The organism is Caballeronia sp. SEWSISQ10-4 2 (assembly GCF_030464885.1).
GTDB lineage: Bacteria > Pseudomonadota > Gammaproteobacteria > Burkholderiales > Burkholderiaceae > Caballeronia.
In genome coordinates, this window is the sequence record NZ_JALPRJ010000130.1 from 1 (window position 1) to 15465 (window position 15465).

Here is a 15465-nt window from a genome sequence, read left to right on the forward strand (position 1 = left end):
AATAGTGATAAAAAATACAGCTAACTCACGCAGACCACTAAGGCCGAAAGCACCACCCCGACCACCGAGCGCCAGAACCACCCCCCAAAAAACCCAAGTGCGAACGAAAACCCTATAACGAGGCTGCGGCCCTCGCCGCCGTATCGTAAAGACCGGAAGCATTGCGCAGCAGTTGTGCCGCCTCGCCTATCTGCTCGTTGGTCAGGCCGCTCTCCTTCAACGTGCTGATCAAGCAACTCTCCCGCACTTCCCGGTACTTGCCGCACAACTCCCGCCCCGCCGGCGTTGCGGAAAAGAACACCTCCTTGCCGACTTTTTCGCTCTTCACATACCCCCGCGCCATCAGCTTCTTAATGGCATAGCTCGCGACGTGCGTGTCCTCTATATTGAGAACAAAGCAGATATCGGCAATCTTTTTCTTGCGCTCACGATGGCTCACATGATGCAGCAGCGATACTTCCACCGCGGTCATGTCCTTCGCGCCCGCCGCCGACATACATCGCACCATCCAGCGGTTGAACGCATTGCCGGCCATGATCAGGCCGTACTCGAACTCGGACAGCTCGGCGCTCGTTTCAGAGACGAGATGCTCGGACGAAACGATCTTGGTCGGATGACGGGGCATGGATATCTATACGGAACAATATGTCGGCGAGTGTAGCGTATTGAAAGAAAATTCACGGCCACGCAAAATTCTTATTGATAATTTGTCGATAAGTTATTGACAATGTACATTCCCGAGTTTGCATCGAGACGGTTTGCTTTCGCCTTTCGTTTCAGCACGCTCGATTACCGGCAAAGCCCAGCATGACACCACCCAAAATTCATCCACTCGGCGACACCGCGCTTGTTTGCGAAGCGCCGCCGCCCGCCACGCTCGAATGCCAGCGCCGCATGTGGGCGCTCGCGGACGCGGCGCGCCTGTGGCCGCATGTCGTGGAAGTCGTGCCGGGCATGAACAACCTCACGCTCGTCTTCGATCCCCTGCAGGCGGATCCCGAAGGCCTGGCGCAACAACTGAAAAGCGCGTGGGAGGAAGCAACAGGAGTCGATGTGGGCACCGCCGAAATCGAGATCCCGGTGCACTACGGCGGCCCGGATGGCCCCGATCTGGCGCCGCTGGCGAAGCTGCTGGACCTGAGCATCGATGAACTCGTGAAGCGTCACACGCAAGCCGATTACATCGTATTTTTCCTCGGTTTTCAGCCCGGCTTTGCCTATCTCGGCGGCCTCGATCCCAAACTGCACGCACCGCGCCATCCGAAACCGCGGCTGGAAGTGCCGGCCGGATCGGTGGGTATCGGCGGGGAGCAGACGGGCATCTATCCGGCGGTGTCGCCGGGTGGCTGGCAACTGCTGGGACGCACGGATCTCAAGCTCTTCGATCCCGCCCGCAACCCGCCCACGCTGATGCAACCCGGCGATCACGTGCGCTTCACCGCGCTGGAGGTGCTCGCATGATCGACGTCATTCGCGCCGGCATGCTCTCCTCCGTGCAGGATCTCGGGCGCGTGGGGTATCGGCACCTCGGCGTCAGTTCGGGCGGTGCGCTCGACGCGTTGTCGCTGGAAATCGGCAATCGAATTGTGGGGAACAAGCCGGATGCGGCGGGCATCGAACTGACGCTTGGACCGACCACCCTGCGCTTCACGCGCGCCACGCGCGTGGCGATCACCGGCACGGATTTCGCTGCAACGCTGGACGACAAAGCCGTCTATTCATGGTGGAGCCTGCCGGTCCAGGCCGGCCAGGAACTGACCTTGCGCGGCGCCAGGCACGGCATGCGCGGTTACGTGTGCGTGGCGGGCGGCATCGACGTCTTGCCGATGCTCGGCTCCCGCAGCACCGACCTTGGCGCCTGTTTCGGCGGTCTCGGCGGCCGGGCGTTGCGAGACGGCGACCGTTTGGCCACCGGCGTGCCGCAGCCGAACAAGAGCGCGGTGTTTTCGTCGGCGGGAACGGCTTTTGGCGTGAAAGCGCCCGTGTGGTGCAAGTTCGTGTATGTGGAAGAACCCGTGCGGCGAGGCAAACACACGCCGGGCAATTCCTGGTCGCTGCCGATCCGCGTGCTGCGCGGTCCCGAGTACGAAACCTTCACGAAGACAGCGCAACGCGACTTCTGGAACGAGGAGTGGACTATCACGCCTAACAGCAACCGCATGGGTTTCCGGCTCGCCGGCACGGTGCTGGAACGCGGCGATAAAGCCGACCTGCTCTCCCACGCCGTGCTGCCCGGCACGATTCAAGTGCCGCCGAACGGTCAGCCTATCGTGCTGATGGGCGACGCCCAGACCACCGGCGGTTATCCAAAAATAGGCTCGGTGATCAAAGCCGACCTGTGGAAGCTCGCGCAAGCGCGGCTCAATAGCGGTGTGCGCTTTATCGAAACAACGGTGGAAGCCGCGCGTCACGCGCTGGCCGAAGAGCGCATGTATGTGAAACAGGTCGAATCGGCTATCGCGATGCATGCGGAACGCCTCGGCCAGTAAGTGAACAGGGAACGAAGATGGAAATCGATCTGAACGCCGATCTTGGTGAAGGCTGCGGCTCCGACGAAGCACTGCTCGATCTGGTGAGCTCAGCCAATATTGCCTGCGGCTGGCATGCGGGCGGCGCCACCGCCATGCGCGATTGCGTGCGCTGGGCTGTCGCGAAGGGTGTCGCCATTGGCGCGCATCCGAGTTTCAACGATCCCGAGAATTTCGGCCGCAAGGAGATGGATATTCCCGCGTCGGAAATTTACGCGGGCGTGTTGTATCAGTTGGGCGCGCTGGCTGCGATCGTGAAGGCAGAAGGCGGCCGGATGTCGCACGTGAAACCGCACGGCGCGCTGTATAACCAGGCCGCGAAGAATCCGGAAATTGCTGAGGCTATCGTCGCGGCGATTCATGATTTCGATCCGTCGCTGCTCGTGTTCGGACTGGCGAACAGCAATCTCGTCGATGCCACGCGCAAGGCGAACATGGTGGCTATCGAGGAAGTTTTCGCGGACCGCGGATATCGGGCGGACGGGTCGCTTGTGCCGCGCAAAGACCCCGGCGCGTTGCTCGACGACGAGGAAGCCGTGCTTGCCCGAACGCTGGCGATGGCGAAGGAACGCCGCGTCCAGGCGGTCAGCGGGGAATGGGTGCCGATCAACGCGCAGACGGTTTGTCTTCACGGTGACGGCGCGCACGCGCTCGCTTTCGCCAAACGTATTCGCGGGGCGCTCGAGACGGCGGGCATCGAAGTTCGTGCTGCGCATGCGGCCGAGGTTTGAAGAACGAGCTTTAGTGTTTTTCGCATCGAACAATTGACGCGTCTACTGACTTTTTTCGACGCATCAAGAACCTGAATGCCCCGCGTAGTTGCGGGGCGTTTTCGTAAGCGGCCATAGAGCCGTTTTTATCAAGCCAATGGCACGGTCCGCTCAAAGCAAGCGGTGCGTCCAACGGCGGAAGAAGCCCTTACCAGGGCATTACCCCGATCACTTGGAGATCTTATGGGAACCGCTGTCAACCTATGGCCACTGATAGGTGTGGCCGTCATCATCGTGGGGTTTATCCTGCGCTTCAATCCGATGCTGATCGTGGCCGCCGCCGCCATCATCACCGGGCTTGCGGCGCACTTTCCCATCGATCGCATCCTCACCGCGATCGGTACGGGCTTCCTCAAGACGCGCAATATCCCGCTCATCATCTTGCTGCCGCTGGCCGTGATCGGTTTGCTGGAACGGCATGGTCTGCGTGAGCGCGCGCAAATCTGGATTTCGGGCATCAAGGCGGCGACGGTGGGACGTCTGCTGATCGTCTATTTGCTGATTCGTGAGTTGACGGCGGCAGTCGGGTTGACCGGTCTCGGCGGACATCCGCAAATGGTGCGTCCGTTGCTCGCGCCGATGGCCGAAGGCGCAGCGGAAGCACGCTTCGGCAAGCTCTCCGATGAAACCCGCTTCAAGCTGCGCGCCTATTCCGCAGCCACCGATAACGTCGGCCTGTTCTTCGGCGAGGACATCTTCGTTGCGTTCGGTGCAATCGTATTGATGACAACCTTCCTCAAGGAAGCCGGCATTGTGGTCGAACCGCTGCACGTGGCCGTCTGGGGCATCCCCACCGCGATCTGCGCGTTCCTGATTCACGGCTTCCGGCTCTGGCTGCTCGATCGACGGCTGAATCGCGAACTCGGCGCGTTGACCAAAAACGTTCGCGGAGAAACCGCATGACACTCACGCTCAACTATCTGTTCTATCTGCTGGGCATTGTGCTGGTGATTGTTGCCGGCATGATTTACGTCGATAAGACCCATCCGCGCCGTTTCACTGCCGGAACATTCTGGCTCGTGTATGCGCTGATTTTCCTGATCGGCGACTGGCTGCCGGTGAATGTAGTCGGTGTGCTGGTTGTGGCGATGGCCTTGATCGCCGGCTTGGGCGGCGTCACGGCAGGCAAGCCGAAAATGCTCTCCGAGGAAGCACGCCGGCAAAGCGCCAAGCGTCTTGGCAACAAGTTGTTTGTGCCTGCATTGACCATCCCGGTGGTGACGGTGGCCCTTACGCTCGGTGCGAGTTATCTGGCATTCGGCGGCAAGCCGCTGCTCGATCCGAAGAACGTCACGCTGATGGGTTTTGGCATCGGCTGTATCGTCGCGCTGGGTGTGGCCTGCGTGATGACGCGCGATACCGTCGGGCAATCGATGAAAGAAACGCGTCGTCTCGTCGATGCGCTTTCGTGGGCCGCCGTGCTTCCGCAAATGCTGGGCATGCTGGGCCTCGTGTTTTCGGACGCGGGCGTGGGCAAGGCGGTCGCGCACGTGACCACGGCCTATGTGAACCTCGATTACCGCCTGGTCGCGGTGGCCGTGTATTGCATCGGCATGGCGCTCTTCACGATGGTCATGGGCAACGGCTTCGCGGCGTTCCCGGTGATGACGGGCGGTGTCGGCGTACCAATCCTGGTCGGCGTATTCCACGGCAATCCGGCAACAATGGTCGCGATCGGCATGTTCTCCGGTTACTGCGGCACGCTCATGACGCCGATGGCCGCGAACTTCAACATGGTGCCCGCGGCACTGCTTGAGTTACCGGATAAAAACGCGGTGATCAAGGTGCAGATTCCGACGGCGTTGTCGTTGCTGGTGGTGAATATCTTCTTGCTGAACTGGCTGATGTTTATGTGAGATTGTTTGATTGCGAAGGCGTGGGTTCAAGCCGGTTCCACCACGAACCCACGCCGCCTCAGCAGCGCCAGCACCCCTCTTCTCCCCCCAAGATGCAGCGCCCCGATAGCCACAAAAACCGGCTTGTTCGGCGCGGCCATCGCCACCATCCGGGCCGCGAGCCGATAGTTCCGGTCGACCACCACGCGGTTATCGATCTGGGTGGCAAGCTGCTTCGATCTCGCCAGTTTCTCCGTTTTGGCGTCGTCCCAGGCCTTGAGCGCGTCAGCGTCGCCGATACGCCATAACCGGTGCAACTCCTTCACATCGGCGACATTCTCAGCCGGCGTCTGCACCAGATCCTGCGCGAGCATTTCCCGCTGCTGCGCCTGCGTGAGCCGCGTGAACGCGGATATCTGCTCATTGAGCGTCTCCAGCCCGATCACCCGCCCGCGCGGTCGCAAATACACGTTCTGCAATTGCGTTTCCGTACCGAACTCGGTCTGGAATCCGGCCTTCAGGGTATCGACAGTTTCAACCAGCATCGACGCCAGCCACGGTCGCGACTTACTGATATCGGCGAGCATGGCGGGATTTCCGCGCATGCGCGCCTCCAGCTTTTTCCATAACGCATCGGGTAACGCGCGCGACAAGCACGGTTCCCGGCACGTGCCGTATTTGCTGACTTCTTCTTCCGAGTCCAGCAAATCGTCGGGGGAAATTTCCAGCGCGAGGGTGGGCGACGCATCGAGTGCGCCAAAGATCGGCTTGCGGAAAGGCTGACTGGCGGGATAGTCGTCGGCATAACCGACATGCAGCGTGCCAAGCACATAGATTGTGACCTGGCCTTTGGTCGCGACGTAAAACGGCATATGCGCCGGCTGCGCCCGAACGGGCCCGCTGGCGGTGGTTCCGTCTGAACGGTCTACATCGGGCGGGGTTGGGCGCGGAGCCGGCACGCGCAAACCGGGCAACGAAGCGGAGGGCGCGGGCGGCGTCGCGGCCCCCGGCGGCGAGCGCGCGCCGGTCACAGCGAAGGCTAAACGCGGGGCAAAGCAAAAGACGGCCAGGAGCGCCGCCACCAGCACAGCAAAACGGCGCGCAAACTGCCGCGCCGCCAGCGTGTCAGGCATCGATCTCCCCCACCTCCTCGGCGCGGTGACACGAGACGTGCCGGCCATCGACGAAACGCAGCGCCGGTTCTTCCACGCGGCATTTATCGATTGCATACGGGCAGCGCTGATGAAATGTGCAACCTGATGGAGGGTTCAGCGGCGAAGGCATTTCGCCCTGCAGCCGGATCTTGATGCGCCGATCTTCTTCGAACAAGGCAGGCGTCGCCGACATCAACGACCGCGTGTACGGATGCCGCGGCCGTGCGTAAATCGTCGCCTTGTCGCCAAGTTCGGCTACACCGCCAAAATACATCACCATGACGTCATCGGCGATATGCTCCACCACCGACAAGTTGTGCGAGATGAACACATAGCTCGTCCCGAACTGCTCCTGCAGATCCATGAACAGATTCAGAATCTGCGCCTGAATGGAGACATCGAGCGCGGACACGGGTTCATCGGCCACCAGGATCTGCGGATCGAGAATCATCGCACGCGCGATAGCCACACGTTGCCGCTGCCCGCCCGAGAACATATGCGGATAGCGTGCGGCGTGTTCGGGCCGCAAACCGACGGTGCGCATCATGTGCGCGATACGCTCGGCGCGTTCGCCGGAGGTCAGCTTTGTGTTGATCGCGAGCGGTTCGCCCAGCGTCTGCTCGACCGTTTTCCGCGGATTCAGCGATGCAAACGGGTTCTGGAACACCATCTGCACGCGCTGCCGCAAGTCGGCCACTTTCGCCCGGTTCGCGCTTGCCACATCCTCGCCGTCGATCAGCAGACGTCCCGACGTAGGCGCTTCGATCATCGTCAACTGACGCGCCAGCGTCGATTTGCCGCAGCCCGATTCGCCGACCACGGCAAGCGTCTTGCCGCGTTCGAGCGAGAAGGAGACGCCGTTCAGCGCCTTCACCGTGCCCTGCTGGAACATGCTGCGCTTGACGCTGTAGTGCTTGGTGAGTTTATCGGCGACTAGAACCGTGTCTTTAGCAAAAGTCTCAGGAACGGCATTCATCGCGCGCCTCCGTGTTCTGCCACAAGTTCCATGTTCAGCGGCTTGATGCAGCGCGCTCGCACAGCGGGATCGTTCGGGGCAAGTTGAAAGAGCGCCGGCCGCTCCTTGCGGCAATCGTCGACGGCGTAAGTGCACCGAGGCGCGAACAGACATCCGACCGGACGATCGTCGCGGCCCGGCACCATTCCCGGCAAAGCCGCGAGGCGCGCGGCGCCGCGGCTGTGCTCGGGAATGGCCGCGAGCAGCGCTTCCGTGTACGGATGATGCGGTTCGCTGAAGATGGTCGGCACGTGATTCGTTTCGATAATCTCACCCGCGTACATCACGGCCACGCGCTGCGCGACTTCAGACACGACCGCGAGATCGTGCGAAATCAGTACCAGCGCCATGCCGCGTTCCTTCTGCAGCTTCACCAGCAGCTCCATGATCTGCGCTTGGATGGTGACGTCGAGCGCGGTGGTGGGTTCGTCGGCAATCAGCAGCTTCGGATTGCACGCGACCGCCATCGCGATCATCACGCGCTGGTTCATGCCGCCGGACATCTGGTGCGGGAAGGCATCGATACGGCTCTTTGCATCAGGAATCCCGACCTGATCGAGCAATTCAAGCGCGCGTTGATGAAGCTTCGCGCCTCTCAGGCCTTCATGCAGCTTGAGGACTTCCTTGATCTGATAACCGACGGTGTAGCTCGGATTCAGGCTGGATAGCGCGTCCTGGAAGACCATGGCGATGTCCTTGCCGATAATCTTCCTGCGTTGCCGCGCCGACGCCTTCAGCAAGTCGACGCCGTTGAACGTGACCTGGTCCGCAGTGACAATGCCGGGCGCATCGATCAGACCCATGAGCGCCATCATCGTGACGCTTTTACCGGAGCCTGATTCACCGACTACGCCGACCACTTCGCCGGGTTTGACAGATATATCGATTCGATCAACCGCCGGGAGTCCATTAAAACTCACGGCGAGATTGCGGATGGTTAGGAGATCGCTCATGTCATGCCATCCGTTTGAGTTTGGGATCGAGTGCGTCGCGCAGACCGTCGCCGAGCAGGTTGATCACCAGGACCGAAATCAGAATGGAAAGCCCGGGCATGGTCACGATCCACCACGCGCTTTCGATATAATCCCGTGCCGACGCGAGCATCGCGCCCCACTCGGCTGACGGCGGTTGAACACCAAGGCCGAGAAAACCGAGCGCGGCGGCATCGAGAATTGCGGACGAAAAGCCTAACGTTGCCTGCACGATCAGCGGCGCGGCGCAATTCGGCAGCACTTGCGAGAACATCAGCCGCGCGGTGCCGGCTCCGGCCACGCGCGACGCCGTCACGTATTCGCGCTGCAGTTCTCCCAGCGCGGACGCGCGCGTCAGACGCACATAACCCGGCAACGCGACAATCGCGATGGCGAGCATGGTATTCACCAGCCCCGGTCCGATAATCGCGACCACCGCGACCGCCAGCAACAGCGAAGGCAGCGCGAGCAGCACGTCCATGATGCGCATGATCGGCGTGTCGAGCCATTTCTGGAAAAACGCGGCCGTCAGTCCGAGTACGATGCCCGGAATCAGCGCCAGCACGACGGACACAAAGCCGATCCAGAACGACAGCCGCGCGCCGTACATCAGGCGGGAGAGAATGTCGCGACCGGCTTCGTCGGTGCCGAGCACGAAACGCCAGTTGCCGCCATCGAGCCACGCGGGCGGGATCTTGACGTTGTCGCGATATTGCTCGATCGGGCTATGCGGCGCGATCAGCGGCGCGAAGATGGCGACGAACACGAGAATGAGCACGATCGCGCCGGCCACGACCGCGCCGCGATTGCGTGAAAAGTTGGCCCAGAATTCCCGGACGGCGATAAATCGGCCACTCGGAACGGGGGTCAATGCCGGGGAGCTATTTTGAATGTCGGCCATTGGCTTACCTCGTGTGGCGAATGCGCGGATTCAGCACGCCGTACAACAAGTCGACGACCAGATTCACAAGAATGACGAGCGTCGCGATCATCAGGATACCGCCCTGCACGACGGGATAATCGCGCCGGCTGATGGCGTCGATGAGCCATTTGCCCACGCCCGGCCACGAGAACAAGGTCTCGGTCAGCACAGCGCCCGCAAGCAGCGTGCCGACCTGCAGACCGATCACGGTCACCACGGGAATCAGCGCGTTACGCAGCGCATGCACGATCACCACGCGTCCGGGCGCAAGACCTTTGGCGCGCGCGGTGCGGATGTAATCCTCGCGCAGCACTTCGAGCATGGACGAGCGCGTCATGCGGGCGATCACTGCCAGCGGAATGGTGCCCAATACGATGGTCGGCAAGATCAAATGACTGACGGCGGACTTGAACGCGCCTTCATCGGTGGAAAAGAGCGCGTCCCACAACATAAAGCCGGTGCGATGCGGAATGTCGTATTCCACTGCAATGCGCCCGGAAACCGGCGTCCAGCCCAGCTTGGCCGAGAAGAACATGATGAGGATCAAACCCCACCAGAAGATCGGCATGGAATAACCGGTGAGCGCTGTGCCCATCACGCCGTGATCGACGACCGTGCCGCGCTTCAACGCAGCGGCCACGCCCGCCGGCAATCCGATCACCAGGGCGAAGATCATCGCGCAGAACGCGAGTTCGACCGTCGCCGGAAAGCGGCCGAGGAATTCGCCCATCACGCTGGTATTGGTGATGATCGACATGCCGAGATCGCCTTTCAGCGCATGTCCGACATAGTGGAAATATTGAACAGGTAGCGGCAGGTCGAGCCCGAGCCGCTTCATTGCTTCGGCATGCATTGCCGGGTCCACGCCGCGCTCGCCCATCATGACTTCAATGGGATCGCCCGGGATCAAGTGGATTAACGCGAACGCCAGGATCGTGATGCCGATGAACGTCGGGATCACCATGCCTATGCGCCGCAGAACGAATCGGAACATGGTTCGTCTCTTTGGGGAGGAAAAATGCGACCGGCGACGCGGGCTTGTGACCCTTGTCGCCGGACCTTTTCGACTAGTTTTAGTTTTGGTGCATAAAGCGTACTGCTACCAGCTTACTGCACGCCGACGCCATCGAAACGCAAATAACCCAGCGGCTCAATCTTCATGCCGATCACTTTCTTGCTCGTCGGCTGATAGACCGTCGAGTGTGCGATCGGCGAGAACGGCAGTTGCTCAGCGAAGATTTGCTGCGCCTGCATATAAGCCTGCGTGCGCTGCGCCTGGTCGGACGTATTGCGGCCCTTGATCACCAGGTCGTTGAACGGCTTGTAGCACCAGTGCGAGAAGTTGCTGCCGTTGACCGCTTCGCAGCCGAGCAGCGTGCCGAGCCAGTTATCCGGATCTCCGTTGTCGCCGGTCCAGCCAATCAGCATGGCGTCATGTTCGCCTGCGTGGCCGCGCTTGATGTACTCGCCCCACTCATACGACACAATATTCGCCTTCACGCCGATCTTCGCCCAGTCAGCCTGGATCATCTCGGCCATCAGACGCGCGTTCGGGTTGTACGGGCGTTGAACCGGCATGGCCCACAGGTTCATTTCGAAGCCGTTCGGGAAACCCGCCTTCGCGAGCAACGCCTTGGCCTTCGCGGTGTCGTACGCCTGAGCCTTCAGGTTCTTGTCGTAGGACCATTGGGTCGGCGGCATTGGGGCGGTGGCGGATTGGCCCGCGCCTTGATATACCGACTCAATGATCGCCTTCTTGTTGATCGCCATGTCCAGCGCGCGGCGCACGTCCACGTTCTCGACGCTCTTCTTCGTCGTGTTGTACGCCACGTAGCCTTCGTTAAAGCCCGGCTGCGACGGCGTATCGAGGTTCGTGTCGGCCTTCAGCGGCGCGATGTCAGCCGGACGCGGGTAGCTCATCACCTGGCATTCGTTGTTCTTCAGCTTCTGCACGCGCACAGCGGCATCCGGCGTGATCGAGAAAATCAGCTTCGAGATTTTGACTGCGCCCGCCTTCCAGTAGTCAGGATTGCCGTCGAAACGGATGGTCGCGTCTTTCGTGTAGCTGCGGAAAATGAACGGACCCGTGCCGACCGGCTGCTGGTTGATATCCGATGCCTTGCCTGCTTTCAGCAATTGCTGGCCATATTCATCCGACTGAATCGACGCGTATTCCATCGCCATGTTCTGGATAAACGGCGCGTTGACTTCCTTCAGCGTGAACTTGACCGTGTACGGGTCGACTGCTTCGACCTTCGTGATCAGCTTGTCCAGGCCCATGTCCGTGAAATACGGGAACGACGCCGGATAGGCCTTGCGGAACGGCTGGTTCGGATCGAGCATGCGGTTGAACGTGAACAGCACGTCGTCCGCGTTGAAATCGCGCGTCGGCTTGAAGAACGACGTGGTCTGGAACTTCACGCCATGGCGGAGATGGAACGTGTACGTCAGGCCATCAGGCGATACATCCCACTTTTCCGCGAGACCTGGTTCCACCTTCGTGCTGCCGCGCTCGAATTCCACGAGGCGGTTATAGACCGTGAAGGTATTTGCGGTGAAATCGGTGCCCGTCGTGTATTGCGCGGGATCGAAACCGGCCGGGCTGCCTTCTGAGCAGTAGACGAGCGTTTTGTTAGGAATCGGTGCTGCTTGGGCGACGCTCGCGGTTACGAGCGATGCCGCGATGGCGGCGCTTAATGCCATCGACAGACGAGCAGCTCGCAACAGGCCAATTTTCTTCATGTTTCCTCCAGGATCGGTGCCGGCTAAAACCAGCGTAGCGCGATATTACTGAGCTTTGCCGGGGGGAACAAGGCGACGAAATTCCCTATGGGAAATAGCGTCTGCGCGTGTGTCCGGCAAGCCAGCTGACGAGATTGAAAAGGCCATGTTTTCGCTTAACTTCTTCGAGTTATCGAGGTTTTCTGTCGATTCTGCGCGTTTTTCATCGATTCACGCTTTGTCGGCAAACCCACGCGCGACGGCAAATTCGGGCGCTACCGTATCACGAAAGAAATGTAATTTTAAGATAATGATTGGGAATGTTGCGCGACGAGAACATGAACCAATCATGTTTCGTTATGCACAATGTTTCAAGGTGATTAAACAGCGGGAACTGGGAACAGAAGAACCGCGCGGCGAACGCCGCGCGGGTTAAACAAAAGCATCAGGCTGTTGGCAATCCCAAACGCTCGCAAATCGTCTTGCTCGCAGCCGCGCCGTTCAGCGTATAAAAATGCAGCCCCGGCGCGCCTTCCCTCACCAGCCGCTCACACAATCCGGTCACTACATCCAACCCGAATGCGCGAATAGCCTCCTTATCGTCACCAAAACTTTCCAGGCGACGCGCAATCCACTTCGGCACTTCCGCGCCGCACATCTCGGAGAAGCGCATCAACTGCGAGAAGTTGGTGATCGGCATGATGCCCGGCACGATAGGCACATCGACGCCAAGCTTGCGGGCTTCATCGACGAAACGGAAATACGCGTCGCCGTTATAGAAGTACTGCGTGATCGCCGAATTCGCGCCGGCTTGCACCTTGCGCACGAAGTTCTCGAGATCGGATTTAGGCGTTCGCGCCTGCGGGTGATATTCCGGATACGCCGCGACTTCAATGTTGAACCAGTCGCCATGCTCGGCGCGAATAAAGCTCACCAGTTCCGACGCGTACCGCAACTCGCCGACTTCGCCCATGCCCGACGGCAAGTCGCCGCGCAACGCGACAATATGACGAATGCCATGCTCGCGATACGCGCCGAGAATCCCCCGCAAACTATCCTTCGATGACCCGATGCACGACAAATGCGGCGCCGCTTCGAGTCCCTGCTTCATCATCTCAAGGACGGTATCGAGCGTGCCTTGCTGCGTGGAACCGCCCGCGCCGAAGGTCACGGAGACGAACTTCGGGTTGAGCGCCTTGAGTTGCGCGCCAGTCGCGCGCAATTTCTCGATTCCTTCCTGCGTTTTCGGCGGGAAAAACTCGAATGAGAGTTCGATCGGTTTCATGGGAGGAGTGGAACGCGCGCGCAAGACGATCGCGTTCTTAGAAGTTGCGCTGACCGAGGATCAGCGCCGACAGCAACCAGGACACGATGCTGTACAGAATCGAGCCGAAGAACGCCGACCAGAAACCCGATACCTCGAAGCCTTTCAGCAACGAAGCGCACAGCCAGAAACACAGCGCATTCACAACCAGGATGAATAACCCGAGCGTAAGAATGGTCACCGGCAGCGTGAGCAGCACCAGCAACGGACGCAGGAACGTATTGATCAGCCCGAGCACGATCGCGACGATCAGCGCGGTGCCGAAACTGCGGATGTGAATCGACGGCACGAGGTAAGTGATGATCAACAGCGCGAGCGCGTTGATCAGCCAGGTCAGCAGCACGGACATCGATGGTCTCCTGGTACTTGAAGTTTCACGCGCATGGGTTTTTTCAAACCCATGCGCGCGCTGGGAGCGACGACAACACCACGCGTTTAATAACGATAGTGGTTCGGCTTGAACGGACCCATCTTGTCCACGCTGATATAGCTCGCCTGATAGTCGGAAAGCACAGTCAGTTCAGCACCGATACGACCCAGATGCAGACGCGCAACCTTTTCATCAAGGTGCTTCGGCAACACGTAGACCTTGTTCTCGTACTTGTCGCCGTGCACAAACAGTTCGATCTGCGCGATCGTCTGGTTGGTGAACGAAGCCGACATCACGAACGACGGGTGGCCCGTCGCGCAACCCAGGTTCACCAGGCGGCCTTCGGCCAGCAGGATGATGCGCTTGCCGTCGGGGAAAATGATGTGGTCGACTTGCGGCTTGATGTTGTCCCACGTGTACTGGCGCGTGGAGGCAACGTCGATTTCCGAGTCGAAGTGACCGATGTTGCAGACGATCGCGTTGTTGCGCATCGCCTTCATGTGGTCGTGGCCGATCACATGGAAGTTGCCCGTAGCGGTCACGAAGATGTCGGCCTTGTCGGCGGCATATTCCATGGTCACCACGCGGTAGCCTTCCATCGCTGCCTGCAACGCGCAGATCGGATCGATTTCCGTGACCCACACCGTCGCGCCCAGGCCGCGCAGCGATTGCGCGCAACCCTTGCCCACGTCGCCATAACCGGCCACGACCGCGATCTTGCCGGCGATCATCACGTCGGTGGCGCGCTTGATACCGTCGACCAGCGATTCACGGCAGCCATACAGGTTGTCGAACTTCGACTTCGTGACCGAATCGTTCACGTTGATGGCCGGGAACGGCAGGCGCCCTTCCTTTTCCATCTGATACAGACGATGCACGCCCGTCGTCGTTTCTTCCGTCACGCCTTGAATGTGGACGAGGCGCTTGGAATACCACGCCGGATCGATATCGAGGTGAGCGGCGATCGACTTGTACAGCGCGACCTCTTCTTCATTCTCAGGCTTGGCGATGACCGAGCGGTCCTTTTCAGCCTTCGAGCCGAGGATCAGCAGCAACGTGGCGTCGCCGCCGTCGTCGAGGATCATGTTGGCGAATTCGCCGTTTGGCCATTCGAAGATGCGGTGGGAGAACTCCCAGTATTCGTCGAGCGATTCGCCCTTGAATGCGAACACGGGCACGCCGCCTTGCGCGATTGCGGAGGCCGCGTGATCCTGCGTCGAGAAGATGTTGCACGATGCCCAGCGCACGTCGGCGCCCAGCGCGGTCAGCGTTTCGATCAGCACGCCGGTCTGGATGGTCATGTGCAGCGAACCGGCAATACGCGCGCCCTTCAGCGGCTGCTGCGTCTTGTATTCCTCACGCGTTTGCATGAGGCCGGGCATTTCCGTTTCAGCGATGTTCAGTTCCTTGCGGCCCCAGGCGGCAAGAGACATATCGGCGACGACGAAATCTTTGTTGGAATCGAGAACTGCGGCGTTCATCACGCCCTCCTTTCTAATGGAAATATAGAAATTTGACGTGAGCGCCGTTCGATGCGGTGGTTCAACGAGCGCGTGGTGATTTAACCCGCGCTGTCGCTCCGTCCGATTGAATGCTTCGAGCCTGGCGGCCTTCGTAGATGAAAGCCGTCGCAACGCTCCTCGAAGCGAAATCGGATTGTAGCAAAGGTTTTTCGTTCGCACTCGGGGTTTTGGGTGGGGGTTTGGGTCGGGTTTTGGCGGCGCCGGAGGTGTGGGTCGAAGTTGGTGCCAGGTTGCTGCTTTCGGCCTTAGTGGTCTGCGTGAGTTAGCTGTATTTTTTTCACTATTAGCCACTGTGCGTGGCGGCACGTCATTTCTTTGTCCAACGGCGACAA

At 60.1% G+C, this 15465-nt stretch carries 15 protein-coding genes and 1 riboswitch; of the genes, 5 read left to right on the top strand and 10 right to left on the bottom strand.

All coding sequences use genetic code 11. The features are described from left to right. Positions 1–112: 112 nt before the first annotated feature. Entirely contained in the window at positions 113–625 is a 513-nt protein-coding gene (locus M0D69_RS40935) for a winged helix DNA-binding protein (protein ID WP_122175525.1), read from the bottom strand. Between the two features lie 182 nt (positions 626–807). On the opposite strand from M0D69_RS40935, the gene pxpB reads away from it, so the two are divergent. The 5 genes from pxpB (at position 808) to M0D69_RS40960 (ending at position 5154) form a co-directional block, all read left to right on the top strand. Beyond that, positions 808–1461, top strand: a complete 654-nt coding sequence (pxpB, locus tag M0D69_RS40940; RefSeq protein WP_301787499.1) for a 5-oxoprolinase subunit PxpB — start codon at positions 808–810, stop codon at positions 1459–1461. After that, positions 1458–2489 carry a biotin-dependent carboxyltransferase family protein gene (locus tag M0D69_RS40945; protein ID WP_301787500.1) on the top strand — a complete coding sequence of 344 codons (1032 nt, stop codon included), beginning with the start codon at positions 1458–1460 and terminating at the stop codon, positions 2487–2489. Before pxpB ends, M0D69_RS40945 begins: the two co-directional genes overlap by 4 nt. Positions 2490–2506: 17 nt before the next feature. Then, entirely contained in the window at positions 2507–3259 is a 753-nt protein-coding gene (pxpA, locus tag M0D69_RS40950; protein WP_301787501.1) for a 5-oxoprolinase subunit PxpA, read from the top strand. A gap of 222 nt (positions 3260–3481) precedes the next feature. After that, on the top strand, positions 3482–4201 hold the full coding sequence (locus M0D69_RS40955; RefSeq protein WP_301787502.1) for a DUF969 domain-containing protein: 720 nt from the start codon (positions 3482–3484) through the stop codon (positions 4199–4201). Continuing rightward, the gene (locus M0D69_RS40960) at positions 4198–5154 is read left to right on the top strand and encodes a DUF979 domain-containing protein (RefSeq protein ID WP_301787503.1); all 957 of its coding nucleotides are present in this window, start codon (positions 4198–4200) and stop codon (positions 5152–5154) included. The genes M0D69_RS40955 and M0D69_RS40960 overlap by 4 nt, the downstream gene beginning before the upstream one ends. 26 nt (positions 5155–5180) lie before the next feature. Here M0D69_RS40960 and M0D69_RS40965 read toward each other — a convergent pair whose 3' ends face one another. From M0D69_RS40965 to ahcY, 9 genes are all read right to left on the bottom strand, one after another. Continuing rightward, complete coding sequence (locus tag M0D69_RS40965; RefSeq protein ID WP_301787504.1) at positions 5181–6266, bottom strand: TraB/GumN family protein; 1086 nt, start codon at positions 6264–6266, stop codon at positions 5181–5183. Then, positions 6259–7263: a peptide ABC transporter ATP-binding protein gene (locus tag M0D69_RS40970; RefSeq protein WP_301787505.1), complete on the bottom strand. Its 1005-nt coding sequence runs from the start codon at positions 7261–7263 to the stop codon at positions 6259–6261. Before M0D69_RS40970 ends, M0D69_RS40965 begins: the two co-directional genes overlap by 8 nt. Then, positions 7260–8255 carry an ABC transporter ATP-binding protein gene (locus tag M0D69_RS40975; RefSeq protein ID WP_122175532.1) on the bottom strand — a complete coding sequence of 332 codons (996 nt, stop codon included), beginning with the start codon at positions 8253–8255 and terminating at the stop codon, positions 7260–7262. Before M0D69_RS40975 ends, M0D69_RS40970 begins: the two co-directional genes overlap by 4 nt. 1 nt (position 8256) lies before the next feature. Next, the gene (locus tag M0D69_RS40980; protein WP_301787506.1) at positions 8257–9174 is read right to left on the bottom strand and encodes an ABC transporter permease subunit; all 918 of its coding nucleotides are present in this window, start codon (positions 9172–9174) and stop codon (positions 8257–8259) included. 4 nt (positions 9175–9178) lie between these two features. Then, positions 9179–10189, bottom strand: coding sequence for an ABC transporter permease subunit (locus tag M0D69_RS40985; protein WP_301787507.1), 1011 nt, complete (start codon positions 10187–10189; stop codon positions 9179–9181). A gap of 113 nt (positions 10190–10302) precedes the next feature. Then, positions 10303–11937 (bottom strand): ABC transporter substrate-binding protein, encoded by a 1635-nt coding sequence (locus M0D69_RS40990; protein WP_301787508.1) that lies wholly within the window; start codon positions 11935–11937, stop codon positions 10303–10305. A gap of 424 nt (positions 11938–12361) precedes the next feature. Continuing rightward, a complete protein-coding gene (gene metF / locus M0D69_RS40995) occupies positions 12362–13201 on the bottom strand; it encodes a methylenetetrahydrofolate reductase [NAD(P)H] (protein WP_301787509.1) in 840 nt (279 codons plus the stop codon). Between the two features lie 37 nt (positions 13202–13238). Further along, positions 13239–13589 carry a phage holin family protein gene (locus M0D69_RS41000; RefSeq protein ID WP_031364155.1) on the bottom strand — a complete coding sequence of 117 codons (351 nt, stop codon included), beginning with the start codon at positions 13587–13589 and terminating at the stop codon, positions 13239–13241. Positions 13590–13675: 86 nt separating this feature from the next. Beyond that, entirely contained in the window at positions 13676–15091 is a 1416-nt protein-coding gene (gene ahcY, locus M0D69_RS41005; RefSeq protein WP_301787510.1) for an adenosylhomocysteinase, read from the bottom strand. Positions 15092–15123: 32 nt separating this feature from the next. After that, a riboswitch (S-adenosyl-L-homocysteine riboswitch) is annotated at positions 15124–15258 on the bottom strand. Positions 15259–15465 lie beyond the last annotated feature (207 nt).